21 protein-coding genes are annotated in these 26,140 nt (G+C 71.5%); 6 read left to right on the top strand and 15 right to left on the bottom strand.

The annotated features are described in order from the left end of the window. Positions 1 to 33 precede the first annotated feature (33 nt). The 7 genes from murD to rsmH are packed head-to-tail and all read right to left on the bottom strand — an operon-like array spanning position 34 to position 9,084. The gene (gene murD / locus GGE06_RS04585) at positions 34 to 1,473 is read right to left on the bottom strand and encodes a UDP-N-acetylmuramoyl-L-alanine--D-glutamate ligase (RefSeq protein WP_116161475.1); all 1,440 of its coding nucleotides are present in this window, start codon (positions 1,471 to 1,473) and stop codon (positions 34 to 36) included. Beyond that, positions 1,455 to 2,525 carry a phospho-N-acetylmuramoyl-pentapeptide-transferase gene (mraY, locus tag GGE06_RS04580; protein WP_116161474.1) on the bottom strand — a complete coding sequence of 357 codons (1,071 nt, stop codon included), beginning with the start codon at positions 2,523 to 2,525 and terminating at the stop codon, positions 1,455 to 1,457. The genes murD and mraY overlap by 19 nt, the downstream gene beginning before the upstream one ends. Next, positions 2,522 to 3,946: a UDP-N-acetylmuramoyl-tripeptide--D-alanyl-D-alanine ligase gene (locus tag GGE06_RS04575; protein ID WP_116161473.1), complete on the bottom strand. Its 1,425-nt coding sequence runs from the start codon at positions 3,944 to 3,946 to the stop codon at positions 2,522 to 2,524. The genes mraY and GGE06_RS04575 overlap by 4 nt, the downstream gene beginning before the upstream one ends. A gap of 4 nt (positions 3,947 to 3,950) precedes the next feature. Then, positions 3,951 to 5,624, bottom strand: coding sequence for a UDP-N-acetylmuramoyl-L-alanyl-D-glutamate--2,6-diaminopimelate ligase (locus tag GGE06_RS04570; RefSeq protein WP_116161472.1), 1,674 nt, complete (start codon positions 5,622 to 5,624; stop codon positions 3,951 to 3,953). 16 nt (positions 5,625 to 5,640) lie between these two features. Next, complete coding sequence (locus GGE06_RS04565) at positions 5,641 to 7,623, bottom strand: peptidoglycan D,D-transpeptidase FtsI family protein (protein WP_116161471.1); 1,983 nt, start codon at positions 7,621 to 7,623, stop codon at positions 5,641 to 5,643. A gap of 7 nt (positions 7,624 to 7,630) precedes the next feature. After that, entirely contained in the window at positions 7,631 to 8,131 is a 501-nt protein-coding gene (gene ftsL, locus GGE06_RS04560; RefSeq protein WP_116161470.1) for a cell division protein FtsL, read from the bottom strand. Continuing rightward, on the bottom strand, positions 8,128 to 9,084 hold the full coding sequence (rsmH, locus tag GGE06_RS04555) for a 16S rRNA (cytosine(1402)-N(4))-methyltransferase RsmH (protein ID WP_116161469.1): 957 nt from the start codon (positions 9,082 to 9,084) through the stop codon (positions 8,128 to 8,130). Before rsmH ends, ftsL begins: the two co-directional genes overlap by 4 nt. A 281-nt stretch (positions 9,085 to 9,365) precedes the next feature. Here rsmH and GGE06_RS04550 point away from each other — a divergent pair, with 281 nt between their 5' ends. The 4 genes from GGE06_RS04550 (at position 9,366) to GGE06_RS04535 (ending at position 14,778) form a co-directional block, all read left to right on the top strand. Then, a complete protein-coding gene (locus GGE06_RS04550; protein ID WP_181924661.1) occupies positions 9,366 to 9,905 on the top strand; it encodes a beta-class carbonic anhydrase in 540 nt (179 codons plus the stop codon). A gap of 111 nt (positions 9,906 to 10,016) precedes the next feature. Beyond that, complete coding sequence (locus GGE06_RS04545) at positions 10,017 to 11,036, top strand: AAA family ATPase (protein WP_116161467.1); 1,020 nt, start codon at positions 10,017 to 10,019, stop codon at positions 11,034 to 11,036. Next, positions 11,036 to 12,391: a DUF58 domain-containing protein gene (locus tag GGE06_RS04540; RefSeq protein WP_184930061.1), complete on the top strand. Its 1,356-nt coding sequence runs from the start codon at positions 11,036 to 11,038 to the stop codon at positions 12,389 to 12,391. Before GGE06_RS04545 ends, GGE06_RS04540 begins: the two co-directional genes overlap by 1 nt. After that, positions 12,388 to 14,778 (top strand): transglutaminase TgpA family protein, encoded by a 2,391-nt coding sequence (locus GGE06_RS04535; protein ID WP_184930060.1) that lies wholly within the window; start codon positions 12,388 to 12,390, stop codon positions 14,776 to 14,778. The genes GGE06_RS04540 and GGE06_RS04535 overlap by 4 nt, the downstream gene beginning before the upstream one ends. 165 nt (positions 14,779 to 14,943) lie before the next feature. Here GGE06_RS04535 and GGE06_RS04530 read toward each other — a convergent pair whose 3' ends face one another. The 8 genes from GGE06_RS04530 to GGE06_RS04495 form a co-directional block, all read right to left on the bottom strand. After that, a complete protein-coding gene (locus tag GGE06_RS04530) occupies positions 14,944 to 15,333 on the bottom strand; it encodes an SCO2097 family morphological protein (protein ID WP_116161464.1) in 390 nt (129 codons plus the stop codon). Positions 15,334 to 15,602: 269 nt separating this feature from the next. Then, positions 15,603 to 16,391, bottom strand: a complete 789-nt coding sequence (locus GGE06_RS04525) for a class I SAM-dependent methyltransferase (RefSeq protein ID WP_116161463.1) — start codon at positions 16,389 to 16,391, stop codon at positions 15,603 to 15,605. A 68-nt stretch (positions 16,392 to 16,459) separates the two neighbouring features. Then, the gene (locus tag GGE06_RS04520) at positions 16,460 to 16,972 is read right to left on the bottom strand and encodes an SAV_6107 family HEPN domain-containing protein (RefSeq protein WP_116161462.1); all 513 of its coding nucleotides are present in this window, start codon (positions 16,970 to 16,972) and stop codon (positions 16,460 to 16,462) included. Positions 16,973 to 17,117: 145 nt separating this feature from the next. After that, positions 17,118 to 17,918, bottom strand: a complete 801-nt coding sequence (locus tag GGE06_RS04515; protein ID WP_184930059.1) for a hypothetical protein — start codon at positions 17,916 to 17,918, stop codon at positions 17,118 to 17,120. 170 nt (positions 17,919 to 18,088) lie between these two features. Continuing rightward, entirely contained in the window at positions 18,089 to 19,150 is a 1,062-nt protein-coding gene (locus GGE06_RS04510) for a TniB family NTP-binding protein (RefSeq protein WP_128976815.1), read from the bottom strand. Further along, entirely contained in the window at positions 19,147 to 21,216 is a 2,070-nt protein-coding gene (locus GGE06_RS04505) for a TnsB C-terminal domain-containing protein (RefSeq protein WP_184930058.1), read from the bottom strand. Before GGE06_RS04505 ends, GGE06_RS04510 begins: the two co-directional genes overlap by 4 nt. Next, complete coding sequence (locus GGE06_RS04500) at positions 21,216 to 21,911, bottom strand: TnsA-like heteromeric transposase endonuclease subunit (RefSeq protein WP_312883026.1); 696 nt, start codon at positions 21,909 to 21,911, stop codon at positions 21,216 to 21,218. Before GGE06_RS04500 ends, GGE06_RS04505 begins: the two co-directional genes overlap by 1 nt. A 571-nt stretch (positions 21,912 to 22,482) precedes the next feature. Beyond that, entirely contained in the window at positions 22,483 to 22,794 is a 312-nt protein-coding gene (locus GGE06_RS04495; RefSeq protein WP_147321106.1) for a hypothetical protein, read from the bottom strand. Positions 22,795 to 23,073: 279 nt separating this feature from the next. Here GGE06_RS04495 and GGE06_RS04490 point away from each other — a divergent pair, with 279 nt between their 5' ends. Together GGE06_RS04490 and GGE06_RS04485 are read left to right on the top strand one after the other, a co-directional pair. Beyond that, positions 23,074 to 24,051 carry an ATP-binding cassette domain-containing protein gene (locus GGE06_RS04490; protein WP_116161456.1) on the top strand — a complete coding sequence of 326 codons (978 nt, stop codon included), beginning with the start codon at positions 23,074 to 23,076 and terminating at the stop codon, positions 24,049 to 24,051. Continuing rightward, complete coding sequence (locus GGE06_RS04485) at positions 24,023 to 26,131, top strand: YhgE/Pip domain-containing protein (protein WP_184930057.1); 2,109 nt, start codon at positions 24,023 to 24,025, stop codon at positions 26,129 to 26,131. The genes GGE06_RS04490 and GGE06_RS04485 overlap by 29 nt, the downstream gene beginning before the upstream one ends. Positions 26,132 to 26,140 lie beyond the last annotated feature (9 nt).

The following is a 26,140-nucleotide window of genomic DNA, read 5'->3' as shown; positions in this document are numbered from 1 at the left end:
GCCCGGTCCGGCCGGACCCTCCCGCTGGTCGGGTCAGGCGTCCCCGGTGGCGGCGAGGGCGCGGACGGCGTCCGCGAAGGCCTCGCCCCGCTTGTTGTAGTTGGTGAACATGTCCATCGAGGCGCAGGCCGGGGCGAGCAGGACCGTGTCCCCCGGGGCGGCGAGCCGGGCCGCCTCGCGGACCGCCTCGGACATCGCCCCAGTGTCGGTCCGGTCGAGGTCCACCACCGGGACCTCCGGGGCGTGTCGCGCCAGGGCTTCGCGGATCAGGGCGCGGTCGGCGCCGATCAGCACGGCCCCGCGCAGCCGCTTCGCCGACCGCTGGACGAGCTCGTCGAAGGTCGCGCCCTTGGCGAGGCCGCCGGCGATCCAGACGATCGGGTCGTAGGCGGCCAACGAGGCTTCGGCGGCGTGGGTGTTGGTGGCCTTGGAGTCGTCGACGTACGCGACCCCCTGGACCTCCTCGACCAGTTCGATGCGGTGCGGGTCGGGCCGGAAGGCCTTGAGGCCGTCCCGTACGGCCTTCGCCTCGACGCCGAAGGCGCGCGCGAGGGCGGCCGCGGCGAGGGCGTTGGCGATGTTGTGCGGGGCAGGCGGCTGGACGTCGGCGACCTCGGCGAGCTCCTGGGCGTTCTTCTGCCGGTTCGCGACGAAGGCCCGGTCGACGAGGATGCCCTCGACGACGCCGAGCTGGGAGGGGCCGGGGGTGCCGAGGGTGAAGCCGATGGCGCGGCAGCCCTCCTCGACGTCGGCCTCGCGCACCAGGTCCTCGGTGACCTCATCGGCGACGTTGTAGACGCAGGCGACCTGGTTGCCCTCGTAGATGCGGCCCTTGTCGGCGGCGTACGCCTCCATGGTGCCGTGCCAGTCGAGGTGGTCGGGCGCCAGGTTGAGCACGGCGGCCGAGTGGGCGCGGACGGAGGGCGCCCAGTGCAGCTGGTAGCTGGAGAGCTCGACGGCGAGGACGTCGTACGTCTCCTCGCCGAGGACGGCGTCGAGGAGCGACACCCCGATGTTGCCGACGGCGGCGGTCCGCAGGCCTGCCGCCTCCAGGATCGAGGCGAGCATCCGCACGGTCGTGGTCTTGCCGTTGGTACCGGTGACCGCGAGCCACGGGGCGGCGTCGGGGCCCCGCAGGCGCCAGGCCAGCTCGACGTCGCCCCAGATCTCCACGCCCGCCTCGGCGGCGGCCGCGAAGAGGGGCTTGTCGGGCTTCCAGCCGGGGGCGGTGACGATCAGCTCGGTGCCGGTCGGCAGGGTGGCCCCGTCGCCGAGGCGGACGGTGATGCCCTCCGCCTCCAACTCCGCGGCCTGCGCGCGGGAGCGCTCGTCGTCGCCGTCGTTGACGACGGTCACGAGCGCGCCGCGGGCGTGCAGGACGCGGGCGGCCGGGATGCCGGAGACCCCGAGTCCCGCGACGGTGACCTTCTTGCCGTTCCAGTCGAGCTGTTCTGTCACTTGTCCGCTGCCCATCCCGCGTAGAAGAGGCCCAGGCCCACGATCACGCACATGCCCTGGATGATCCAGAACCGGACGACGACCAGGACCTCGGACCACCCCTTGAGTTCGAAGTGGTGCTGGAGGGGTGCCATCCGGAAGACGCGCTTGCCGGTCATCTTGAACGAGCCGACCTGGATGACCACGGACATCGTGATCAGGACGAACAGGCCGCCGAGCAGGGCCAGCAGGAGCTCCGTACGGGAGCAGATGGCGAGACCGGCGAGGGCGCCGCCGAGGGCGAGCGAGCCGGTGTCACCCATGAAGATCTTGGCGGGCGAGGTGTTCCACCAGAGGAAGCCGAAGCAGGCGCCCATCAGCGCGGAGGCCACGACCGCGAGGTCGAGCGGGTCTCGGACCTCGAAGCAGGCGTTGGGGTTGGTCAGCGTCACCGCGTTGGCACAGGACTCCTGGAACTGCCAGAGCCCGATGAAGGTGTACGCGCCGAAGACCATCACCGAGGCGCCGGTGGCGAGGCCGTCCAGACCGTCCGTGAGGTTCACGCCGTTGGACATGGCCAGGATCATGAAGAGCGCCCAGACCACGAAGAGCACCGGGCCGATGGCCCAGCCGAAGTCCGTGATGAAGGAGAGCTTCGTGGACGCCGGGGTGAGCCCGCGCAGGTCGGCGAACTGCAGCGAGAGCACGGCGAAGGCGATGCCGACGATCAGCTGGCCGGCCATCTTCGCCTTGGCCCGCAGACCGAGCGAACGCTGCTTGACGATCTTGATGTAGTCGTCGAGGAAGCCGACGAGACCCATGCCGGCCATGAGGAACAGCACCAGGACGCCCGAGTACGTCGGGTCCTCACCGGTGATGACCTTGGCCAGCGCGTACGCGATGAGCGTGGCCAGGATGAAGGAGATGCCGCCCATGGTGGGCGTGCCCTTCTTCCCGGCGTGACCGCGCGGGCCGTCGTCCCGGATGAACTGCCCGTATCCCTTGCGGGCGAGGAGCTTGATCAGCAGCGGAGTGCCGATCAGGGTCAGGAAGAGCCCGATGGCCCCCGCGAAGAGGATCTGCCTCATCGGCCGGTGACCTCGCCCTCGGTGTCGAGGAGCGCCAGCGCGACCTGTTCGAGACCGACCGACCTGGAAGCCTTCACAAGGACGACGTCCCCCGGACGCAGCTCCCTGCGCAACAGGTCGACAGCCGCCTGCGCGTCGGACACGTGCACCGACTCCTCACCCCACGAACCCTCGTTATATGCGCCCAGTTGCAGCCAGGACGCTTCCCTGTCCCCGACCGCCACGAGCTTGCTGACGTTGAGCCGGACGGCGAGCCGTCCGACCGCGTCGTGCTCGACGAGCGATGCGTCACCGAGCTCGGCCATCTTGCCGAGCACCGCCCACGTACGAGCCCCTCGGGCCTGTGCGGCCCTGCCCATGGCCGCGAGCGCGCGCAGGGCGGCTCGCATGGACTCGGGATTCGCGTTGTAGGCGTCGTTGACGATCGTCACGCCGTCCGGACGCTCGGTGACCTCCATGCGCCAGCGCGACAGGGTGCCCGCCTCGGAGAGCGCGGTGGCGATCTCTTCGACGGGCATGCCCAGCTCGTGCGCGACGGCGGCCGCTGCGAGCGCGTTCGACACGTGGTGCTCACCGTACAGGCGCAAGGTCACGTCACTGCACCCGGTGGGTGTGTGAAGCCTGAAAGAAGGCTGTCCGTTCTCTGTGAGGTGGACGTTCTCGGCCCGTACGGCCGCTTCGTCCGCTTCTCCGAACAGGGTCACGCGGGCCTTGGTGCGGCTCGCCATCGCGCGGACGAGAGGGTCGTCGGCGTTGAGGACGGCGATGCCGCCCTCTTCGGCGGACGGCAGGGCCTCGACGAGCTCGCCCTTCGCCTCGGCGATCTGCTCCCGGCCGCCGAACTCGCCGATGTGGGCGGTGCCCACGTTGAGGACGAGGCCGATACGGGGCGGGGTGAGGCCCGCGAGGTAGCGGATGTGGCCGATGCCGCGGGCGCCCATCTCCAGGACCAGGTGCCGGGTCTCGTCGCTCGCGCGGAGCGCCGTGAGCGGCAGGCCGATCTCGTTGTTGAGGGAGCCGGGCGTCCACACGGTGGGCGCGTGCCGGTCGAGGACCTGGGCGATCAGGTCCTTGGTGGAGGTCTTGCCGGCCGAACCGGTCAGGGCGACGACATCGGTGCCGAGCCGTTCGACCACCGCTCGGGCGAGGGCCCCGAGCGCGGTCTGGACGTCGTCGACGACGATGGCGGGGGCGCCGACGGGGCGGGCGGCGAGCACGGCCACCGCTCCCGCCGCGACGGCGCGCTCCGCGTAGTCGTGCCCGTCGACGTGCTCACCGGCGAAGGCCGCGAACAGGCTGCCGGCCCGCACCTCGCGGGAGTCGATGACGACGGGCCCGGTGACCAGGGTGGCCGGATCCGGTATGTCGTGCGCCTGCCCGCCGACGATTTCGGCGATCTCGGCGAGGGAGAGGGCGATCACTGCTTCATCCCTGACTGTTCTCGTGACGGTGTGCGTCCTGCTGCTTCTGCTGGCTGAGAATCGCCTCGCGCAGGACCTGACGGTCGTCGAAGGGGCGTACGACCCCGGCGATCTCCTGGCCCTGCTCGTGGCCCTTGCCGGCGACCAGGACGGTGTCGCCGGGCCGCGCGCGGGAGACGGCCGCGGCGATGGCGGCGGCCCGGTCGGGTTCGACCAGGACGTCGCCGCGCTCCTCCGCCGGTACCTCGGCGGCGCCCGCGAGCATGGCGCTGAGGATCACCAGGGGGTCCTCGGAGCGGGGGTTGTCGGAGGTCAGGACGGCGGTGTCGGCGAGCCGGGCGGCCGCGGCGCCCATCGGGCCGCGCTTGGTGGTGTCCCGGTCGCCGCCGCAGCCGATGACCACGTGCAGCCGGCCCTCGGTGACCTCGCGCAGGGAGCGCAGGACCGATTCGACGGCGTCCGTCTTGTGCGCGTAGTCGACGACCGCGAGGTACGGCTGGCCGGCGTCGACCCGCTCCAGGCGGCCCGGGACTCCGGGCACGGCGGCGACGCCCTCGGCGGCGGCCTTCGGGTCGAGGCCCGCGGCGGCGAGGGTGGCGATCGCGGCGAGGGTGTTGGCGACGTTGAACGGGCCGGGCAGCGGGGCGGTGGCCGGAATCCGCTCTCCGTCGGGGCCGACGGCGGTGAACGTCGAGTCGTGGGAGCCGAGGACGAGGTCCTCGGCGCGCCAGTCGGCCTCGGTGCGACCCTCGGCGGAGAAGGTGACGACCGGGACGCCCGCCTCCGCGACGAGCCTGCGGCCGTACGCGTCGTCGAGGTTGACCACGCCCAGGCGGCTGCGCCCGGGCGTGAAGAGCCCGGCCTTGGCCTGGAAGTAGTCCTCCATGTCGGAGTGGAACTCCATGTGCTCCGGGCTGAGGTTGTTGAAGACGGCGACGTCGAAGACGCAGCCGTCGACCCGGCCGAGCACGAGGGCGTGGCTGGAGACCTCCATGGCGACGGCCTCGACGCCCCGCTCGCGCATGACGGCGAAGAGGGCCTGGAGGTCGGTGGCCTCGGGGGTGGTGCGCTCGGACTTGATGCGCTCGTCGCCGATCCGCATCTCGACGGTGCCGACGAGCCCGGTCTTCCGCCCGGAGCCGCGCAGCCCGCCTTCCACGAGGTAGGCCGTGGTGGTCTTGCCGGAGGTGCCGGTGATGCCGATCTGGAGGAGGTCCTCGCCCGGACGCCCGTAGATCGCGGCGGCGAGTTCGCCCATCCGGCCGCGCGGGTTCTCCACGACGAGGACCGGCAGGCCGGTCGCGGCGGCGCGCTCGGCGCCGGCCGGGTCGGTGAGGATCGCGGCGGCACCGAGTCCGGCGGCCTGGGCGACGAAGTCCGCGCCGTGGGTGCGGGCGCCGGGCAGGGCCGCGTACACGTCCCCGGGGCGCACGGCCCGCGAGTCGTGCGTGATGCCCGAGATCTCGGCGGCTTGGGGGGCGTCGACCCCGAGCTGCGCGGCCAGGTCGCCCAGGGGTGTCGGGCGGGCCTGCTCCGGCCGGGGTGGGGTGTTTCGGTACTGATCAGCGTGTGGCACGGCGGTGAGCGTACCGGGCGCACCCTGTGCGGGGCCAAAAGAGCCCGGGGCCTCGCCGGAGTTCGATTTCCGGTTCCCGGAATGAGGGGTGATCGTTGTCACTGGTGCTCCCGGAGTGTCACGGGGTGGGTTCGAAGTCGACCGGCAGTCGGGCGGGGGCGCTGCCCGTGGGGGCGACGTGGAGGGTCTTGAGCGCGAACTCCATGACCTTCTTGTAGATGGGGCCGCAGATCTGGCCGCCGAAGTAGCTGCCCTTGGTGGGGTTCTGGATCGCGCAGTAGACGGTGATCTGCGGGTCGTCGGCGGGGGCGAAGCCGGCGAAGGAGGCGGTGTAGCCCTTGTAGTAGCCGAGCTCGGGGTCGACGCGGTTGGCGGTGCCGGTCTTGCCGGCGACGCGGTAGCCGGGGATGGCGGCCTTGGTGCCGGTGCCCTCCCGGTCCTTGACGACGGACTCCAGCATCCGCGCGAGGGTCTTGGAGGTCTTCTCGCTGATCACCCGGGACTCCTTGGGCGCGGGGGCCGCGGTGAAGCGTCCGTCGGGGCCCTTGGTGCCGCGCACGAGGGTCGGCTCGATCCGTACGCCTCCGTTGGCGATGGTCGAGTACACGGAGGCGGCCTGCATGGCGCTGACGGAGAGGCCCTGGCCGAAGGGGATCGTGTACTGCTGCGAGGTGGACCAGTCCTGCGGCTTGGCGAGGATGCCGGGGGTCTCGCCCGGGTAGTGCAGGCCGGTGGGGCTGCCGATGCCGAACTTGCGCAGGTAGGAGTAGAGGACCCGGTTGGACTCGGCCTGGGTCTTGCCGAGCTGGCCGGTGGCGAGGATGGTGCCGATGTTGCTGGACTTGGCGAGGACGCCGTTGAGGGTCAGGTACCAGGTCTTGTGGTCGACGTCGTCCTTGAAGAGCCGGTCGCCGCGGTGGAGCCGGTTGGGGACGGTGACGTGGGTGTCGGGGGCCGCCTTGCCCTCCTCCAGGACGGCGGCCATGGACATGACCTTGCTGGTGGAGCCGGGCTCGTAGGCGTCCTGGAGGGCGGCGTTGCCCATGGCGGCGGCGTTGGCGGCGGAGAGGTCGTTGGGGTCGAAGCCGGGGGCGTTGGCCATGGCGAGGACCTCGCCGGTCCTGGTGTCCTGCACGACGACGTAGCCGCGGTCGGCCTTGGACTTCTTCACCTGCTCGGTGATGGCCTGCTGGGCGGCCCACTGGATGTCCCGGTCGATGGTCAGCTCGATGTCGGATCCGGGGACGGCGGGGGTGCCCTGGGAGCCCGCGGTGGGCACCTGGCGGCCGCCGGACTGGGTGAAGCGGATCTTGCCGTCCTTGCCGGCGAGCTCCTGGTCGAGCATGGACTCCAGGCCGCCGGCACCGCGGCCCTCGGCGTTGACGTAGCCCAGTATCCCGGCGGCGAGCTCGCCGTTCGGGTACACGCGCTTGGTGCTGGGCTCGCTGAGGATGCCGCCGAGGAGGTTGATCCCGTTGCCGCCGACGGCCTGCGCCTTCTGCCCGTAGACCCGCTTGAGGTCCTTGATCTGGTTCCAGACCTGCGGGGTCTGCTTGCGGGCGAGCAGGGTGTAGCGGGACTTGGGGGTGCGGAGCTTCTTCGCGAGCTCGGCGGGCTCCTTGCCGAGGATCGGGGCGAGGAGCGCGGCCGCCTGCTCGGGGGCGTCGGCGGTCTTCGACTCCTCGCGGGTGAAGAGCTTGGGGTCGGCGGTGATGTCGTACGCGTCGACGCTGTCGGCGAGCGCGATGCCGTTGCGGTCGGTGATCTCGCCGCGCTCGGCGGAGAGCGTGTACTCCTGGAAGCGGTACTTGTCGGCCTTCGCGGCGTACGCACTGGCGTCGACGGCCTGCACCTGGAGCAGCCGGACCACGAAGACCAGCATGACCAGCGTCAGGCCGAGGGAGATCAGCCGCAGCCGGGGCCGGGGGCTGCCGAGCCGGATGGTGCGGGGCTGCCGGGCCGGCGGCCGCTTCGCTGCCGGGCGCGGGGCGGGCCGGGCCGGGCGCGCTCCGGACGCGCGGACCCCGGCGGAGGCGGTCCGGGGACGTGCGGGCCGCGCGGGCCCGGGGACACGGCGACGCGGGGGCTCCTTGGAGGGCACGGCTCGGTCACCTACCGGAAGTAGTGGCGGGGTCGGCGGTCGGGTTCGCGGGCGCACGCGGCGCCGTGGGCGTGTTCGTGGTGGCGGGCGGCTTCGGGGTGCCCGCCGGCTTCGGCCTGGGCTTCGGGGTCGGCTTGGGGGCGACCGCGACCGAGGGTTCGCCGAGGACCTTGCCGTCCGGGCCGAGGAAGGCGGGGCTGCCGCCGGGGACCATGCCGAGTTCGCGGGCCCGCCGCTCGAGGGCGTCGGGGGCCGCGTAGTCGTCGACGTCCCGCTGGAGGGCCTGCTCCTCGTCGGTGAGCTCGGTCGTCCTGTCCTTGAGCTCGTTCAGCTTGAAGGAGCCCTCGTTGAGGGCCGAGTTCAGCAGCAGCAGGGAGATCAGCCCGCCGCCGAGCAGGACGACGACGAGCAGGACGAAGGGGGTGCGGGCGGCCGAGCTGGGCCCCGACGGCATGAGCCGTCCGAGCCGCGCGGCCCGCCCTTTGAGGGGCCCCTTCGCCGTGCTCACAGGACGTCTTCCCTGATGCGCTCGACGCCCCGGAGCCGGGCGGGGGCGGCGCGCCGGTTCTCGGCGACCTCCTCCTCGGTGGGCAGCTCGGCGCCCCGGGTGAGCAGCTTGAGCCGGGGCTGGTACTTCTCGGGGACGACCGGAAGTCCGGGCGGGGCGGTGGTGGCCGCGCCGGCCGCGAAGACGCCCTTGACGATCCGGTCCTCCAGGGACTGGTACGAGAGGACGACGACCCGTCCGCCGACGGCGAGGGCCTTCACGGCCGCCGGGATGGCCTTCTCGACGCTGTCGAGCTCGTGGTTGACCTCGATGCGCAGGGCCTGGAAGGTCCGCTTGGCCGGGTTGCCGCCGGTGCGCTTGGCGGCCTGGGGCAGCGCGTCGCGGATGAGCTCGACGAGCCGGGCGCTGTTGGTGAAGGGCTCCTTCTCGCGCTCGCGCACGATCGCGGAGACGATCCGCTTGGCCTGCTTCTCCTCGCCGTACGCGCGCAGGATGCGGACCAGCTCGCCCGCCGGGTAGGTGTTGAGGACCTCGGCCGCGCTGATGCCGGTCGTCTGGTCCATGCGCATGTCGAGCGGGGCGTCCTGCGCGTAGGCGAAGCCGCGGTCGGCCTCGTCCAGCTGCATGGAGGAGACGCCCAGGTCGAAGAGGACGCCGTCCACCTTGGGGATGCCGAGCCGGTCGAGGACCTCGGGCAGCTCGTCGTACACGGCGTGGACGAGGGTGGCCCGGTCCCCGTACGGGGCGAGCCGCTCGCCGGAGAGCCGCAGGGCCTCCTTGTCGCGGTCGAGGGCGACGAGCCGCGCCTCGGGGAACCGTTCGAGCAGGGCCTCGCTGTGGCCGCCGAGGCCCAGGGTGCAGTCGACGACGACCGCGCCGGGGCGCTGCAAGGCGGGGGCCAACATGTCCAGGCACCGCTGGAGCATCACCGGGACGTGTCGGTCGTTGCTCAATGCGCCCTCTCAGGTCCGGCGCGGAGGCACGTACCGCGGGCGGAGGCCGAGCCGGAGGTACCGCCGCACACACGGGGGGAGAAACCGCGGGAAATCGCTCGTTGTCTCCGTGAACTCCGCGTCACTTTAGTCCACGGGACGCGCCGGTCAATCAACCGACTGGCGTGCCGCGCGACCCGGAGAGCCCCCATCTGTGGGTTAGCTCACAACAAGACTCATTGATGTTCTTTGTCCGCTCTCACAGCGGGCCGGAAAGGCGCGTGACCATTACCGTCGGAACCATGTCGACCTCCGCGCACCCCTCTGCCGACGCCATACGCACCGGCTCGACGGTCACCGACCGTCTCGTCGAGGCCAACGCCCACTACGCCGCCGACTTCAGCGACCCGGGAATGGACGCGCGTCCCGTGCTGCGCGTCGCCGTCGTCGCCTGCATGGACGCCCGTCTCGACCTGCACGCGGCCCTCGGCCTCGAACTCGGCGACTGCCACACCATCCGCAACGCGGGCGGCGTGGTCACCGACGACGTGATCCGCTCGCTCACCATCAGCCAGCGGGCGCTCGGCACCCGCAGCGTGATGCTGGTGCACCACACGAACTGCGGTCTCGAATCGCTCACCGAGGACTTCCGGCACGAGCTGGAGGACGAGGTCGGCCAGCGCCCGGCCTGGGCGGTCGAGGCCTTCCGCGACGTCGACCAGGACGTCCGGCAGTCGATGCAGCGGGTGCGGACCTCCCCCTTCCTGCTGCACTCCGACGACGTCCGCGGCTTCGTCTTCGACGTGACGACCGGTCTGCTGCGCGAGATCGACCCGGCGTAAACCGTCAAACCCCGGCATTTCCCCCGCACTTGTCCGCATGCAAGTGACAGGGCCCGGCCACGACAACAAGAATGCTCGGACGACAGTTCCGAAAGGCCGAGGAGGGCCGGGGTGACGACCTATGACGATCGAGCGAGCCTCGCTGATCTGACCACCACTGTGGAGCGAGTCCGCCGATCGGTGGAGAGTGTGATCGAGGGCAAGCCCGAGGTCGTACGGCTTTCGCTGACCGTGCTGCTCGCCGAGGGACACCTCCTCATCGAGGATGTCCCCGGCGTGGGCAAGACCATGCTGGCCAAGACACTGGCCCGGTCCATCGACTGCTCGGTGCGCCGCATCCAGTTCACCCCCGACCTGCTGCCCTCGGACGTCACCGGCGTGTCGATCTTCGACCAGCAGCGGCGGGACTTCGAGTTCAAGCCGGGCGCGATCTTCGCGCAGATCGTGATCGGCGACGAGATCAACCGCGCCTCGCCGAAGACCCAGTCCGCACTCCTGGAGTCCATGGAGGAGCGCCAGGTCACGGTCGACGGCCAGACGTACGAGCTGCCCAGCCCGTTCATGGTCGTCGCCACCCAGAACCCGGTCGAGATGGAGGGCACCTATCCGCTGCCCGAGGCCCAGCGCGACCGCTTCATGGCCCGCGTCTCCATGGGGTACCCGAGCGCCGAGGCCGAGCTCCAGATGCTCGACGTGCACGGCTCGGTCTCCCCGCTGGACGACCTCCAGCCGGTCGCCCACGCCCACGACGTCCTCAAGCTGATCGAGGCGGTGCGCGGGGTCCACGTCGCCGACGCCGTACGGCGGTACGCGGTCGACATCGTCGCCGCCACCCGCACCCACCCCGACCTGCGGCTCGGCGCCTCCCCCCGGGCCACGCTCCACCTGCTGCGGGCCGCCAAGGCCTCCGCGGCGCTCAGCGGCCGCGAGTACGTCCTGCCCGACGACCTCCAGGCCCTCGCCGCGCCCGTCCTCGCCCACCGGCTGCTGCCGACGGCTCAGGCCCAGCTGAACCGCCGCACCGCCGAGCAGGTCGTCCAGGAGATCCTGCAGCGCACCCCCGTCCCGGCGGCGACCCCGCCCGCCGGACCCCTCTACGGCCAGCAGCAGCCCGGCGCCCGGCGGCTGTGATGAGTGGCGCCTCCGTGTCGGACGGACCGCGGGGCGACGAGGACGACCGGGGCGGTCTGCGGGCCGCCCTCGGCGGTCTCACCACCCGCGGCCGTTCCTTCCTCGCCGCCGGAGTGGCCGCCGCCGTCTGCGCGTACGTCCTCGGCCAGGCCGATCTGCTGCGCGTCGGACTGCTGCTCGCCGCCCTCCCGCTGATCTGCGTCCTCGTGCTGCACCGGACCCGCTACCGGGTCGCCGCCTCCCGCCGGCTCACTCCCCAGCGGGTGGAGACCAGCACCGAGGCGCGGGTCCAGCTGCGGATGGAGAACGTCTCCAAGCTGCCCACCGGCCTCCTGATGCTCCAGGACCACGTGCCGTACATGCTGGGGCCCCGCCCCCGCTTCGTCCTCGACCGGGTCGAGGCCGGCGGGCGGCGCGAGGTGTCCTACCGGGTCCGCTCCGACCTGCGCGGCCGCTTCCCGCTGGGCCCGCTCCAGCTGCGGCTCAACGACCCCTTCGGGATGTGCGAGCTGACCCGCTCCTTCAGCGCGTACGACACCCTCACCGTCGTGCCCAGGACCGAGGCCCTCCCGCCGGTGAAGCTCTTCGGCGAGGCCTCGGGGTACGGGGACGGGCAGTCGCGCTCCCTCGCGCTCGCCGGCGACGACGACGTCATCCCGCGCACCTACCGCCACGGCGACGACCTGCGCCGGGTCCACTGGCGCTCCACCGCCCGCTACGGCGAGCTGATGGTCCGCCGCGAGGAGCTGCCCCAGCGGGCCCGCTGCACGGTCCTCCTCGACACCCGCCGGATCGCCTTCCAGGGCGGGGGCCCCGACTCGGCCTTCGAATGGGCCGTCTCCGGCACCGCGTCCGTGCTCGTCCACATGCTGGAGCGCGGCTACGCGGTCCGGCTGCTCACCGACACCGGCAGCGCGATCCCCGGCGAGGGGGCCGAGGGCTTCGCCGGCTCGGCACAGGACTCGGCCGAGGCGGCCGGACTGATGATGGACACCCTCGCGGTCGTCGACCACTCCGAGGGGGCCGGGTTCTCCCGCGCCTCCGACGTGCTGCGCGGCGGCGGCGACGGGCTGCTCATCGCCTTCCTCGGCGACCTCGACGAGGAGCAGGCCGCCCTCACCGCCAAGATGCGCGGGCGGTCCGGCGCGGCCGTCGCCTTCGTCCTGGACTCCGGCACCTGGCTCACCGGCGGCGCGGTCGCCGGTGCGGTCGACGACCGGGTGCGGCAGCTGCGCGAGGCGGGCTGGACGGCGCTCGCCGTACCGCCCGGCGCCTCCCTCGCCGACCTGTGGCAGCAGGCGGCCGGGCTCCTTCCGGAGACCACCGCCGCCGACACCTACGGAGGATGGTCATGAGCGGCCGCACACGGCTGACGCTCGCTTCCTGGGGCGCCACCCTGATGGCGGCCGGGGCGCTGCTCCCCCTGGTGAAGCCGGCGACCTGGATCTTCACGGCGGCCTTCGTCCTCGCCCTGGTCAGCGGGGTGGGCATGCTGGCCCGCCGGGTGCCGCTGGCCCGGCCGCTGACCCTGCTCGCCCAGATCGTCACCGTGCTCCTCGCGCTGACCCTGATCTTCACCCGCGAGCAGGCCTTCCTGTGGCTGGTCCCCGGCCCCCAGGCCCTCACGCGCGCCGTCGAGCTGTTCCAGACGGGTGCCGAGGACGTCGGCCGGTACGCGATCCCCGCGCCCGACACCGAGGGCATCCGGCTCATGCTGGTGGGCGGGGTCGTCGCGATCGGGCTCCTGGTGGACACCCTCGCGGTCACCTTCCGCAAGGCGGCCCCGGCCGGGCTGCCGCTGCTCGCCCTGTACTCCGTGGCCGCCGGCCTCTCCGGCGGCGGCGCGGGCTGGCTCTGGTTCCTCCTCGCGGCCTCCGGCTATCTGCTGCTCCTCCTCGCCGAGGGCCGTGACCGGCTCTCCCAGTGGGGGCGCGTCTTCGGCGGCGCCCAGCGCTCGGGCCGGCCCGGCTCCGCCGTCGCCGCCGGCGGCGGACCCGCCTTCGCCCCGGCCCGCACCGGCCGCCGGATCGGCGCCGTCGCCATGGGCATCGCGCTGGTCGTGCCGTTCGCCCTGCCGGGCTTCTCCGGCGGCCTCTTCGGCGGCGGCGACGGCGAGGGCGGTGCCGGCGCGGGCAAGGGCGGCACGATCTCCGCCGTGAACCCGCTGGTCTCCCTGCAGAACAACCTCCGCCAGCCGGAGGACCGGGAGGTCCTGCGCTACCGGACCAACGCCCGCGACACCAGCGGCATGTACCTGCGGCTCGTCGCGCTCGACCAGTTCGACGGCACCTCGTGGAAGTCCTCCGTCCGCCCGATCGAGGACGTGCCCAAGCAGCTGCCCTGGCCGGACGGCCTCTCCCAGAGCGTCAAGATCACCGAGGTGACCAGCAACTTCGTCGCCTCCGACGCGTACGAGCAGAAGTGGCTGCCCATGCCGTACCCGGCCGGCCGGGTCGACATCGACGGCCGCTGGCGGTACGAGCCGGCCGGCCGGATGCTCGTCGGCGACGACAAGCAGACCACCAGCGGCGCCCGCTACCAGGTCGCCAGCCTCGACGTGCAGCCGACGGCCGCGCAGCTGGCCGATGCCGGGGCCGCCCCGGAGAAGCTGCGCCGCGAGTACACCAAGGTGCCCACGACGCTGCCCGCCGACGTGCGGGAGACGGCCCTGTCCGTCACCAAGGGCGCGCGGAACGACTACGAGCGGGCGGTGAAGCTCCAGGACTGGTTCGCCCAGGACGGCGGCTTCCGCTACGACGTGAACGTGGAGTCCGGCACCGGGGTGCAGGCGATCTCCCGCTTCCTGAAGGACAAGGAGGGCTTCTGCGTCCACTTCTCCTTCTCCATGGCGGCGATGGCCCGCGCCCTCGGCATCCCGGCCCGCGTGGCCGTCGGCTTCATGCCCGGCACGACCCAGACCGACGGATCGGTCTCCGTCGGCATCCGGGACGCGCACGCCTGGCCCGAGCTGTACTTCGAGGGCGCCGGGTGGACCCGGTTCGAGCCGACGCCCTCGCGGGGCTCCACGCCCTCGTACACCCGGGAGACCACCCCCTCGGGCTCGGCCACCGGGCCGGCGCAGCCGCAGGCGACCGCCTCGGCTCAGCCGTCCGCCGCGCCGAGCGCCTCGGCGAGCTGCACCCCGCAGGAGCGCCGCCTCGGCGACTGCGGCCCGGACGAGGCGGTGGCGGGGGCGTCCACGGACGGCTCGGGCCCGGACCCCCTGACGGTGACGCTGCTGTCCCTGGCGGTCGTCCTGGTCCTGGCCCTCCCCTTCCTCCCCCTGTTCTGGCGGACCCGGATCAGGGCCCGGCGGCTCGGCTCGGGCTCGGACCCGCTGGCGATCTGGGAGGAGATCAACGACACGGCCTGGGACTACGGGGTGGAGCCTTCCGACTCCCTGACGCCCCGGAAGTCCGCGGAGCGGATCGTCCACCTCGGTGAGCTGCGGGGCGAGCCGGCGGAGGCGGTGCACCGGGTGGCGTCGGCGGTGGAGGAGGTGCTGTACGCACCTCGGCCGCAGCCGGTCGCGGGCCTCGCGTCCTCGGCTTCGCTGGTCCGGTCCGGCTTCCACGCGGCCGCCGACCGCCGCACCCGCCTCCGCGCGCTCCTCGCCCCCCGCTCGGCGACCCGCCTCCGCTGGACCTGGTCGTCCCGCTGGGCCACCACGAGGACCCGCTGGGAGACCGCGAGGACCCGGGCGACGTCCCGCCTGCGCCGGTCTCCACGCGAGGCGGGCTGAAGGGCCCTGCCCGTTGTGGGCATGCGTTCCGCCGGGACGGGACGCATGCCCACAACGGGGCGGCGGCGGGCGACGACAGAACGAGCCCCGCAGGGAGGCGCTGGAAGGCGCGGGCCCTGCGGGGCTCGGGTGGTTGTGGGGGCGGGCGCTATCGCGCGGGGGCCGTCAGTGGCCGCCGCCCTGCTGTTCGTCGCGGCGGCGCTGCCACCGCGCTTCGATCCGGTCCATCATGGAGCGTCGCTGCCGAGCCTGACGGCCGCCGGCCGCCCGCTGCTCACCCGGCTTCGGCGCCTTGCGCCATCCGGTGACCGCCAGGACCGCGCAGCCCAGCATGACGAGGAACCCCACCACGCTGATCCAGATCTGCTGTGCGACCATTCCGGCCATGAGGAGCGCGATACCCACCAGGAAGCCGGCGACTGCCTGGTAAACCCGTCGCCGGGTGTACGTACGCAGTCCGCTTCCCTCGAGCGCTGTCGCGAACTTGGGATCTTCGGCGTACAGCGCTCGCTCCATCTGCTCGAGCATTCGCTGCTCGTGCTCCGAGAGCGGCACGGAGTCCTCCTAGTCGTCGGTCGCGGGGGCGACCGGTTTGCGGCCCTTTCAGGATAGGCAGGGAATCGCCCCCGTGAAACCCGCCTCCATACCGATAGCCAATCCGGGCCGCCATGCGGATCGGTTGCTGAGGCGTTGATTCCCCAGCCCCCTGTCCGTCATGCCGGATGGTGTCCCCCGATCATACGGGGCGGAGCCCCATATCGGGCGGGCTGTGGCGTACTCCATGGGCGCCCCGGCCCGTACCGCCGAACGGGCGGCCGTCCTGTTCAGCCCCGCTTCGCGCCGAGAACGTGCAGCTGCGTGGCGATGGCGTGGAAGGAAGGCAGCTCCGCGGCGGCCTCCTCCAGCTTGAGCAGGGCCTCGGCGGCGCCGGGCTCGGTGTCGACGAGGACGCCGGGGACCAGGTCGGCGAAGACCCGGACGCCGTGCACGGCGCCGACCTCGAGTCCGGCCTCGCCGGCCAGCTCGGTGAGCTGCTCGGCGGTGAAGCGCCGGGGCACGGGGTCGCCGGCGCCCCAGCGGCCCTCGGGGTCGCCGAGCGCATGCCGGGCCTCGGTGAAGTGGCCGGCGAGGGCGCGGGCCAGGACGGCGCCGCCGACCCCGGCGGCGAGCAGGCTGAGGCTGCCGCCGGGGCGGAGCGCCGCGGCGGCGTTCCGCACGCCCTCGGCGGGGTCGTCGACGTACTCCAGGACGCCGTGGCAGAGCACGGCGTCGTACTCCTCGCGTCCGACCACGTCGAAGAGGCCGCGGATGTCGCCCTGGACTCCGGTGACGAGGTCGGCGACACCGGCCTCGGCGGCCCGGCGCTCCAGCGCGAAGAGCGCGTTGGGGCTGGGGTCGACGACGGTCACCCGGTGGCCGAGGCCGGCCACCGGCACCGCGAACTTCCCGGAGCCGCCGCCCGTGTCGAGGACGTCGAGGCTGTCCTTCCCGGTGGCCTCGACCCGGCGGTCCAGGGCGTCTTTGAGGACGTCCCAGACGACGGCGGTACGCAGGGAGGCGCGCGACGGACGCGATGACGCCTCTCGACCGAAGACAGGGGAAGGGTCCGGCACGGCTGTTGACTCCTCGGTGGCGGGTGTGGACGCTCCCCCACCCTATGGCCTCGCCCCCGGCTTTCGGATCATCCTCCTGCCCCGTCGCCCCGGGCTGACGGCACACCCCCCAGGGCGAGCAGCCGCTCGACCAGGCGCAGGAAGTGCGCGGCGTCCCTGAGCAGGTCGTCGGCCTCGCGGCGGGTGGCCGCGCCGGCGATGCCGGCCTCGGCGCGGGCCCGGCGGCCGGCGCCGGCCGCGAAGAGGGCGCTCCATTCGGTCAGCTCGGGGGCGAGGTCGGGGAGGAGCTCCCAGGCGCTCCTTATCCGCTGCCGGTGACGGGGGCGGGTGTCGGGTCTGGCGCGGGCGGCGAGCACGGCGGCCGCGGCACGCAGGGCGGCGAGGTGGGCGGTGGCGTACCGCTCGTGGGGGCGGTCGAGGACGGCGGCCTCGGCGAGCCCGGCGCGGGACTTGGCGAGGAGGTCGAGGGCGGCGGGCGGGGCGGCGGAGCGGCGCGGGACGGGGTGGATGTCGGATCCGGGTCCCGCCTCTCCGGCGGCCGGACGGCGGCGGGGCGTGGCTGCTGCGGATGGGCTGGCCATGACGAGCCTCCTGTCGTCGCGTGACGGCGCTGTAGCCGTATGTGTTCATCGTGCCGCGCCCCACTGACAATCACGCTGGCCTGGTGTTCTTTCCTCGCATACATGGCGAAGGGGCCCTCGTCTGAGCTGGGGTTCGCCACCTTCACTAGGTGCATCTGGGTGTCGCCGTCTCCGTGATCATGACGCTTTTGGGGTCGCGCCAGCGGGCCCGGTTGCTTTGGACGATGCGGACGAACGCCCTGATGGGATCGTTCATCGAGTGCGGGATGGGGTTCAGGTCCAGACTGGCGCGGAGGTAAGCACTGAATCTCCGGAGCTGAAACCCGGTGCGTGTGAAGTAGGTCGGGTCCGTGTAGTTGGGTGCCAGGGCGGCTGCCAGGATCGCAACCTCTGGGTGGGTAACGATCCGAGCCGATAGGTCGTCGCTCCGGTGCCACGGCACCAAGCCGAGGACTGCTCTCCGTGAATGCCAGCGATCGGTGAGTTCCGACTCCCGGCACACATTGCTGGTCCAAGCCGCGATGATCCAGCGAGCGTCACGAACACCGAGGGACATCCCGCGATTGCCATGAAGCCTCCGGATGCGACGGAGGGTGTGTTGTGCTCGATCGATTTCAGGCGCCGCCGAGACATCGCAAGGAGCGGGCGACTGCCAGACGCGATGCTGGAGACACACAATGTCAGGAAGCGCCAGGTGGGCGCGGACATCGGCGGTGATCCCGCGCCTGGTGGTACAGCCACGACAGATCACGCCGGATGGGGCCTTCGCGGCACTCATGTAGACCGAGGGAATGTTCGCGGGAAGATATGGCGGATAGGGATGGGACCAGGACAGCGCGGGAAGGGACCTCCGCAGTCGTTCCTCTGACAGGCTGGACATGATCGCCAGTCGTTCGACGGCCAGCCCGTTCAGCACGGCCTCCTTGGTCAACAGCGTGGCGCCCATCGTCCTGACACAGGGCAGACCGATATGGCGCCAGAGCGCGGTGTGACGCGTTCGGTTCACCTCGGCAAGCCGGGCAACAAAGGAAGGCAAGGACTCGCGTCCCCAGGGTCGGACTGAGATCGGAAGGCTCCGGGCTGGCGCCAAGGCCTCGGAGCCGAGTGGGGTGTGGTTCATCCGGCGGCTCGACGCTGTGCGGTGCGGGCTCGCCGCGAACGCGCGCTGAGCGGGGCGCTCGTCTCGGCTGCGGTGTCGAGGGGGATCTCCGCCAGCAGCTGCTTGGTGATCTTCTCGGTGCCGGAGGTCATGGCCCGTAGGGCCGCGGCCCTGATCAGGTGCGCGAGGCTGCCGATCATGCCTGAGGTCCGCTGATAGAGGAAGTCCGCGTGGGCTGCCAGCAGGCCGGGGGTGTGCCGGTGGAGCCGTAGGGACTGTTCCATTGTGGCCAGCAGGGCGAGCCATTCCTGACGCTGGGCGGCGGTGGCGATGGTGAAGGCTTCGGCGTGGATGCTGACGAAACGTCCGGCGATCTGCTTGCCGCGGGTGCCGGCGAACAGTCCGGCGGACTCCACGTCGACGCCTGTGTAGACGAACGTGGCCGCGATCCGCTCGGAGAGGTATTTGAGCTGGTCGGATACCTCGGCGCCGGATCTGGTGGTGAGCGAGATGTTGTGGATCTCGTCGACCAGGACCAGTTCGCAGCGCAGTTCGGCCAGGACCTCGCAGACCGCATTGGTGATCTCGGTCTGGTTCATGCGCTGCAAGAGGGGGATGCCGAGGAACCGAGCGAACTCGACCGCGAGCATCTTCGGGGTGGCGGCCGGGGGAACGGTCACGTAGGCGACGGGCAGCCGGGGCCCGCTGTCGGCGGGAAGTCGGCGGCGGACATGCTGTTCGTGGGCTTTGCCGAGCTGGGTGATCGCGGTCGTCTTGCCTGTGCCGGGCTCGCCGGAGACGATCAGGCCGCGGCGGGCGGAGACCTGGCGGCGGTTGAGGAGGGTCAGCTCCCGACCGGTGCGGATCACTTCCATCATGGTCGGGGTCTTCGCGACGAACAGCTGGGTGTGGTGCTCAGCCCGGGCCTCGTCGTAGAGCTCGCGCTCGATGTCGCTGAGGGCCAGCAGTGCAGAACGGTCCAACGGGGGCGTGCTGACCGGAGCGTACTGGACGAAGCGACTCCATCCCTCCTTCGTGGTCAGGGGGAACTCGCGGTCGGCCGTCTCGGTGGCGGTCACCGGTAGTCCTCCTCGCTGAAGGGGTCGAAGACGCCGAACGGGATGACCTTGGCCAGCTCCGTCGGAGCGGTCTCGTCCTGGTCGTCGCCGCTGTCGTCCGTGTCGAGTTCCGAGGCCGTCCGCAGCGGAATCGCCTCAGGCGCGTTCCTCGTCCCCGCCCTGGGCGGCGGAATCTTGCGGGACTCCGCCTGTCGTTCTGCCCGTCGCAGCAGCGCGTCCAGGGCCCTGGCGATGGCAGTCTGGTCGTCGCCGTCCTGGCCGCGTTCGACGACCTGGCGCCGGGCCTGACGCCAAAGTGCGTCGGAGAACGGGCGGGCGACGAGAGGTAGCAGGGTCCACTCAGCAGTGATCCAGCCGCCTTGGCGGTGGTTGCGTACGAAGATGTGGCTGAGGTCGTGGGGGTCGTAGTGAACCTCCCACTTGCCGCGCTGGACCGCGACACCGGAGGACTGCCTTCGGTAGGCAGCCAGCTCAGACGCGTCGTACGTGCGGTTGGCGATACGGATGCCGTACTCGTTGATCACTCGCCAGGTCACCGGCAGCAGCTCGATGTAGTCGGACGGACCGAGCGGTATCGGCAGATAGCCGCTGGCGGCGACCTGGAGCGCGTATGCGTCGTTGGGTGACAGGGACCGGCCGGGCAGGAAGGGGTGTACCAGCCCGTCGTGCGGACGCATCTGCCACCCGGCGATGACCCATTCCTGGAACAGGTCGTCGAGTTCGGCAAGACTGAAGGCCGCTTTGCGAGCCGGGTCGACGCCGCGCCGGCTGACGTCCCGTCCGGTGTAGCTGGCAACGTACTGGCAGAACAGGGTGTTGATCGAGGAGAACGTCCGCTCGACGACGCCCTTGTCGGTCGGGGTTCCAGGGTGGGCGAGCTGGACGGAGATACCCAGACGCTGGCAGGCGGCGGTGAACGTCTGCGACAAGTAGACAGTGCCGTGATCGGTGACGATGGTCTCCGGGACAATCACCGGTTTCGCAGCAGCGTGCTCGAACCGAGCGTCGATCTCCATCAGCCGGGCGTGTGGAAGCCGGGACGCCGACGCGGCAAGGGCCTGGGGCCAGGTCGGCCGCATAGGCTCGGGCACCAGCATCTTCGCCAGCAGCAGGGCGGCGTCCACCGCCTTCGTGCTCTCCGGCCGCAGGACTGCCGCGCAGATCGTCCGCGTGGCGATGTCGACCGCGATGGTCAGCTCCGGCCGGCGAACTGTTCCGTCGTCGAGGACGGCCAGCAGATCAAGCTTGGTGGTGTCGATCTGTACCTGTTCGCCCGGACGGCTCGCCATAGTCAGGGTGAACGGACCAGTCGGCCGGTTGGCGTTCTGCCGCCGGGTGGTGGCCGCGGCGAAGGTGTGTCGCCCTACGGATAGCTGGTCGACCAGGCGATAAAGGGACGTCCGGGATGGCATCGGGACCGCTCCGGGCCCATGCTCGTCGTCCAGGATCTGCCCGACTCGCCGCATCAGGCGCGAGCGGGTGCCCGTGGATACGTCGGTCTCCTCTCCGATCGCACGGACGATCGCATCGATCACCCGCTGGTCGGCTCGTCCGGTCGGAGACGACGGGCGCATCGCCCGACGGTCCACCAGGCCCAGCAGACCTTGTGCCCGGTAGCGGGCCCGCATCCGTTGCAGCGTCCGTCGCCCCACCGGCCGCCCAAGCACCGCCAGTTCATCGGCCTTGGTCCGCTCCCGTTCCGCCAGCGAGGTGCGGGCTGGATCGTAATCCGGGCGGGGACGGCTATCTGGGGCGGCATCGCAAGGCAATCCGTGCTCGACTTCCGTCACATGTCGTTCCCAGAACCGGGCCTCGGCCACTGCCGCAGGCGGCAACGCCTCCAGGACCCCGACCGCGGCGAACTCCTCTGGGTCCGAGGCAGAGCCGATCAGCGCGAAGCCGTCCGAGGCCAGCATGTAGGGCAGCAGGACGACCTGGTCCCGCCCGTCGTCGCCGTGCAAGCGCACGGCGGTGCCCTCAATGCCGACCACCGTGTGCTCGGTCTCCTCGAACAACACCCGGTCACCGACGCGCAGCACCCCCGGCCGGGACGACAGCCCAGCCATCACGCCGCCTCCACCCTGCGGACCATGGTGTACTCGCCCAGCAGTACGGATAGATCCGCTGCCAAGCGTCCTGACCACAGCAGATGGAACAGCACTGGCAGGACCGCGATCGGATCGCCCACCCGCTCCACCCCGTCGCGCAAGGCCTTCTCTCGACCGAAGACACCTAGCAGCCGGTCCGCAACGGCGCCCACCAGATGGCGGGGATGCCTGTATCCCGCCAGCCAGCGGACATTTGCCAGCAAGACGCCATCGGGCGCCCCGGCCAGACGAAACTCCCAACCGATCTCCCGGCAGGCCCGCTCAGTCGCGGCGAACGCCTCCGCGTCCCGCGGCCTGATCCGGTTCAGAGGCCGACAGTCCACCATCAGCCCGGTGCCGTCCGCCTTTCGCGCGAACCAGTCCGGAGCGTGAGAGCGGCGGCGCCCGCCGGATGTCCAGAACAGCCACATCGGCTGCGACGCGAACGCCGTGACCTGCTGGTCGAAGTCCAACAGCATCGCGTGATCCCGTTCCAGCCAGGACTCGTACCCGACGTGCCGGCCGAGCGTGGCCGCCCACCACAACCCCGGATAGTTGCGCTGGCCCTTCCACGACGGGAACGACCTCACCGGGCGACAGCCCTCGAACGGAACCGCCGCCGCGTCGCACAGGTCTACGCGGTGTTCACCACCGTCCCGGTCGATGTATGCCACCTCGAACCCAGCGCCCGGAGAAGGGACGCCCCCGGTCACCGATCTCAAAACCGCACCCATGCCTCCACGGTGGCGAGCTACGAACCACCTTGCTCGCCACCTTCGCCAGATTCACCGGGACGAGCGGTTCATGGTTCGCCAGTTCTCACAGGAAGACCTGGCCGCCTCGGTTCAGGTCGCCGTTCGGGGAGCCTGCTCGTTCACGCGACCCTCCCACGCCCCGACACAGTGGGCGAGGTCCTCTGAGAGGTAGACGTGAAACCGGCGTGGCGGGTCGATCACCGTGGCCATGTACACCCGTGCGTCTCCTGCATCGTGGAGCCCGTCCACGGCCTGAGCCAGGCTCTCCAGCAGACCCGGATCAGATACTTCCGTCTCCACCAACATGTCCAGCCGGTCGCACCAGATCGCCCACAACGAGCGGGCCGAGGCCGTATTCGAAGGGACCTCCCACCGCGCGCCCGACAGCAGAGCAGCCAAGGCCGCGGGCCCGCTGATGGAGCCGTTCCGGGCCAGAGCGGACCTCAACACCTCGAACGTCAAATCGCCCCCTCTGCTTTGGCCTTGGTGCTCAGAACCCGTCGCCCCATCCGAAAGTGACGTTGTACGCGCGCTGGAGTGCGTGTCGGCCGTGGTCTCCGTCGGCGTAGGCCCATGCGAGGGCTGCGGAGAACCAGAGCAGAAAGACTCCGCCGACGATGCCCAGGGCGACCAGCTTCCCGTTCCAGCCGAGGAGGGCCAGGGCGATGGTCACGATGGCCACGCCGAGGTGGGCTCCCCGCAAGTCGAGCGACGCAGCCTTGCGTGCCTCTCTGCGGTCGGCCCGTTCTGCGGCAAAGCGCTCCTCTCGAACAGACTGCGGTTCGTTCTCGTCGAAGTTCATCTCATCCCCCTGGCACTGACGCTACATGGACCCGGCCCGCGTCGGCAGATGAGCATCACGGGGATATGGATCAGGTACTCAGGGCCTGAGGAACATCTGGTCTCGCTCCTTTGAGGCCGCACCCTTCGCCACTTTCGCCAACTCCAGCGGGACGCGAAGCGGACACTTCGCCAGGTTCAGTACACATCCGCCAGGTTCACGAGGACCGGACACCTGGGGTTTTGCCTGAAACCCAACCTGGGGGTAACTTTTGAACTGACTGGTCAGTTCAAAAGGGGAATGGGGGGTGGGTCCGTGGGCACGGAAACCGAGGAGCGGCCGCACGGCGCCGCCGTCGTCGCGGACGGCTTCGGACTGAAGGGACCGCGAGGCTGGGCGTTCCGGCAGGTCTCCTTCCGCGCCGAGCCCGGCGCGCTGGTGGCCATCGAGGGCCCTTCGGGCTCGGGGCGCACCTGTCTGCTGCTCGCGCTCACCGGCCGGATGAAGGCCAAGGAGGGGCACGCCGAGGTCGGCGGGCTGCCCCTGCCCCGCAAGATGGCCGCCGTGCGCCGGATCACCGCGCTCGGCCAGGTCCCGGGCGTCAGCGAACTGGACCCGGCCTTCACGGTCGCCGAGCACCTGCGCGAGCGGGCGCTGCTCCAGCGCCGCTTCGACGGCTCCGTACGGGCGCTCCTGCGGCGCCCCGCCGAGCGGGCCGCCTCGGCCAGGGCCCGGATCGACGAGGCCGTCGCGGCCGCGGGCCTGGACCTCGACGCCCTGCCGAAGGGCGAGCGGACCTCCGTACGGGACCTGGAGCGTCTGGAGGCGCTGCGGCTGTCGATCGCCCTCGCCCTGATCGGCCGTCCCCGGCTGCTCGCCGTGGACGACACGGACCTGAAGCTCTCGGACGCCGACCGCGCCGAGGCCTGGGCGCTGCTGCGCTCCCTGGCCGCGTCCGGGACGACGGTCCTCGCCGTCTGCAGCGAGGCCCCCGAGGGCGCCCTGCGCATCACGACGCGCTCCGCCGAGACAACCGCGAAGGCCGCCGACGAGGCCGCCGAGGACGCGGCCCCCGCCGAGCGGACCGAGACCGCGAAGACCCGCCTCGCGAAGGCCCCCGCCGCGAAGACCGGCGCTGCGAAGACCGGCGCCCCGCAGGCCGAGGCCGCCGCCCAGGACACCACGCCCGCCGTCGGGGAGACCGCGGGTGACGACACCACCGATGCCACGACCGAGGAGGGGGCGGCCGATGCGCTCGCCGAAACTGGCCGCGCTTGAGCTGAAGCGCTTCGGCAGGGGAAAGCTGCCGCGCGCCGCGCTCGTCGCGATCCTGCTGCTGCCCCTGCTGTACGGCGCCCTGTACCTGTACTCGTTCTGGGACCCGTACAGCAGGCTCGACAAGATCCCCGTCGCCCTCGTCAACGAGGACCGCGGCGCCACCGCCGGCGGCAAGAAGATCCACGCCGGTGACGACATCACCGAGGGGCTCCTGGAGAGCAAGACCTTCGAGTGGCACCAGGTGAGCGACGCCGAGGCGCGCAAGGGCGTGGAGGACGGGACGTACTACCTGTCCCTGACCATGCCCGGCGACTTCAGCACCCGCATCGCCTCCAGCTCCGGCGACTCCCCCGAGACCGGTGCGCTCCGGGTCCGGACGAACGACGCCAACAACTACATCGTCGGCTCGATCTCCCGGACGGTCTTCGCCGAGGTGCGCAGCGCGGCCTCCACGAAGTCCTCGCGAAGCTTCCTCGACAAGATCTTCATCTCCTTCTCCGACATCCACGACGCCACCGCGAAGGCCGCCAAGGGCGCGGCCGACCTCAAGACGGGCGTGGACAAGGCGAAGAAGGGCTCCAAGAGCCTGTCGGACGGCCTCACGGACGCCAAGGCCGGCAGCGGCGACCTCGCCGCCGGCCTGAAGAAGCTCGACAAGGGCGCCAAGGACCTGGAGAGCGGCTCCCGCAAGGTCGCGAACGGCACGCAGACCCTCGCCGACAAGGTGAACGGCACCGCCGACAAGGTCCGCCCGTACCTGGCGAACAACGGCAGGTCCATCCGCGACACCGCCCGGCTCGTCTCCGACTCCGCCGCGGCCGCCCGCAACAACCTGGACGACCTCGTGCGGCGCGCGCCCCTGGTCCGCTCCGCCGCCCACAAGGCGGACGACGGTCTCGCGAACCTCCACCGCGAGATCTGCGTGGACGCCCCCGCACCCGCCCCCGGCGCTCCCGCCCTCGACCCGCGGATCTGCAAGGAGCTCAAGAAGGCCGCGCAGTCCGCCGACGACGTGGCCACGATCGCCGACGACGTGCACGCGCTCACCAAGGACAACACCGACGACCTGAAGACCCTCGACGCGCGCCTGAAGAAGCTCCAGAAGCAGGCCGACGAGCTGGCCGCCCGCGCCCCGCACCTCGACGAGGACGTCGAGGGCGCCATCAGGAAGATCAACGAGCTCAACACGGGCGCGCAGAAGGTCGCGGCGGGCGCGGACCGGCTGCACACCGGCATCACCGAGGCGAAGGCCGGTTCGGTCAGCCTGGACACGGGTGTCGGCAAGCTGAAGAAGGGCGCGGGCGACCTGGACGGCGGCCTGTTCAAGCTGGCCGACGGCTCGGGCACCCTCGCCACCGGCCTGAAGGACGGCGTCGACCAGATCCCCGACTACGACCGGCAGGACCGCGACCGGCGTACGGAGGTCATGGCCGACCCGGTCAAGCTGGCCTCGCAGTCCCTGCACAAGGCGCCCAACTACGGCACCGGCTTCGCCCCGTACTTCATCCCGCTCTCCCTCTGGGTCGGCGCGATGGTCGCGTACATGATCATTCAGCCGCTCAACCGGCGCGCCCTCGCCGCCGGCGGCTCCGCCTGGCGGATCGCGCTCGCGGGCTGGCTCCCGGTGGCGGCCATCGGCGTCCTCCAGGTCGCGGCCCTGATGTCGGTCCTGCACTGGGGCCTCGGCCTCCAGATGACCCGGGCCGCCGGCACGATCGGCTTCCTCGCCCTCGTCACCTGCTGCTTCGCCGCGATCATCCAGTGGCTCAACGCCCGCTTCGGCGCGGCGGGCCGGATCCTGGTGCTCGCGTTCCTGATGCTCCAGCTGACCTCGGCGGGCGGCACGTACCCCGTCCAGACCAGCCCGGCCTTCTTCAACGCCGTCCACCCCTTCCTGCCGATGAGTCACGTGGTCGAGGCGCTGCGCCGGCTGATCACGGGCGGCGGGCTCGGACCGGTCTGGCAGGCCTGCGCGGTCCTGGCGGCCTTCACCGTCGGCGCCCTGGCCCTGACCGCCGTCTCGGCGCGGCAGAAGCAGGTGTGGACGCTCGACCGCCTCCACCCCGAACTGTCGCTCTGAACCTGTGAG

The sequence above is a fragment of the Streptomyces nymphaeiformis genome (assembly GCF_014203895.1).
GTDB classification, from domain to species: Bacteria; Actinomycetota; Actinomycetes; order Streptomycetales; family Streptomycetaceae; genus Streptomyces; species Streptomyces nymphaeiformis.
This window is presented reverse-complemented; position numbering and strand designations above follow the sequence as displayed.

What these genes read in the sequence shown, in the direction of transcription:
- murD (WP_116161475.1), bottom strand. Translation starts at nt 1,473, where the DNA reads ATGGGCAGCGGACAAGTGACAGAACAGCTCGACTGGAACGGCAAGAAG.
- mraY (WP_116161474.1), bottom strand. Translation starts at nt 2,525, where the DNA reads ATGAGGCAGATCCTCTTCGCGGGGGCCATCGGGCTCTTCCTGACCCTG.
- GGE06_RS04550 (WP_181924661.1), top strand. Translation starts at nt 9,366, where the DNA reads ATGTCGACCTCCGCGCACCCCTCTGCCGACGCCATACGCACCGGCTCG.
- GGE06_RS04540 (WP_184930061.1), top strand. Translation starts at nt 11,036, where the DNA reads ATGAGTGGCGCCTCCGTGTCGGACGGACCGCGGGGCGACGAGGACGAC.
- GGE06_RS04535 (WP_184930060.1), top strand. Translation starts at nt 12,388, where the DNA reads ATGAGCGGCCGCACACGGCTGACGCTCGCTTCCTGGGGCGCCACCCTG.
- GGE06_RS04520 (WP_116161462.1), bottom strand. Translation starts at nt 16,972, where the DNA reads ATGGCCAGCCCATCCGCAGCAGCCACGCCCCGCCGCCGTCCGGCCGCC.
- GGE06_RS04515 (WP_184930059.1), bottom strand. Translation starts at nt 17,918, where the DNA reads ATGGGCGCCACGCTGTTGACCAAGGAGGCCGTGCTGAACGGGCTGGCC.
- GGE06_RS04505 (WP_184930058.1), bottom strand. Translation starts at nt 21,216, where the DNA reads ATGGCTGGGCTGTCGTCCCGGCCGGGGGTGCTGCGCGTCGGTGACCGG.
- GGE06_RS04495 (WP_147321106.1), bottom strand. Translation starts at nt 22,794, where the DNA reads ATGAACTTCGACGAGAACGAACCGCAGTCTGTTCGAGAGGAGCGCTTT.
- GGE06_RS04490 (WP_116161456.1), top strand. Translation starts at nt 23,074, where the DNA reads ATGGGGGGTGGGTCCGTGGGCACGGAAACCGAGGAGCGGCCGCACGGC.
- GGE06_RS04485 (WP_184930057.1), top strand. Translation starts at nt 24,023, where the DNA reads ATGCGCTCGCCGAAACTGGCCGCGCTTGAGCTGAAGCGCTTCGGCAGG.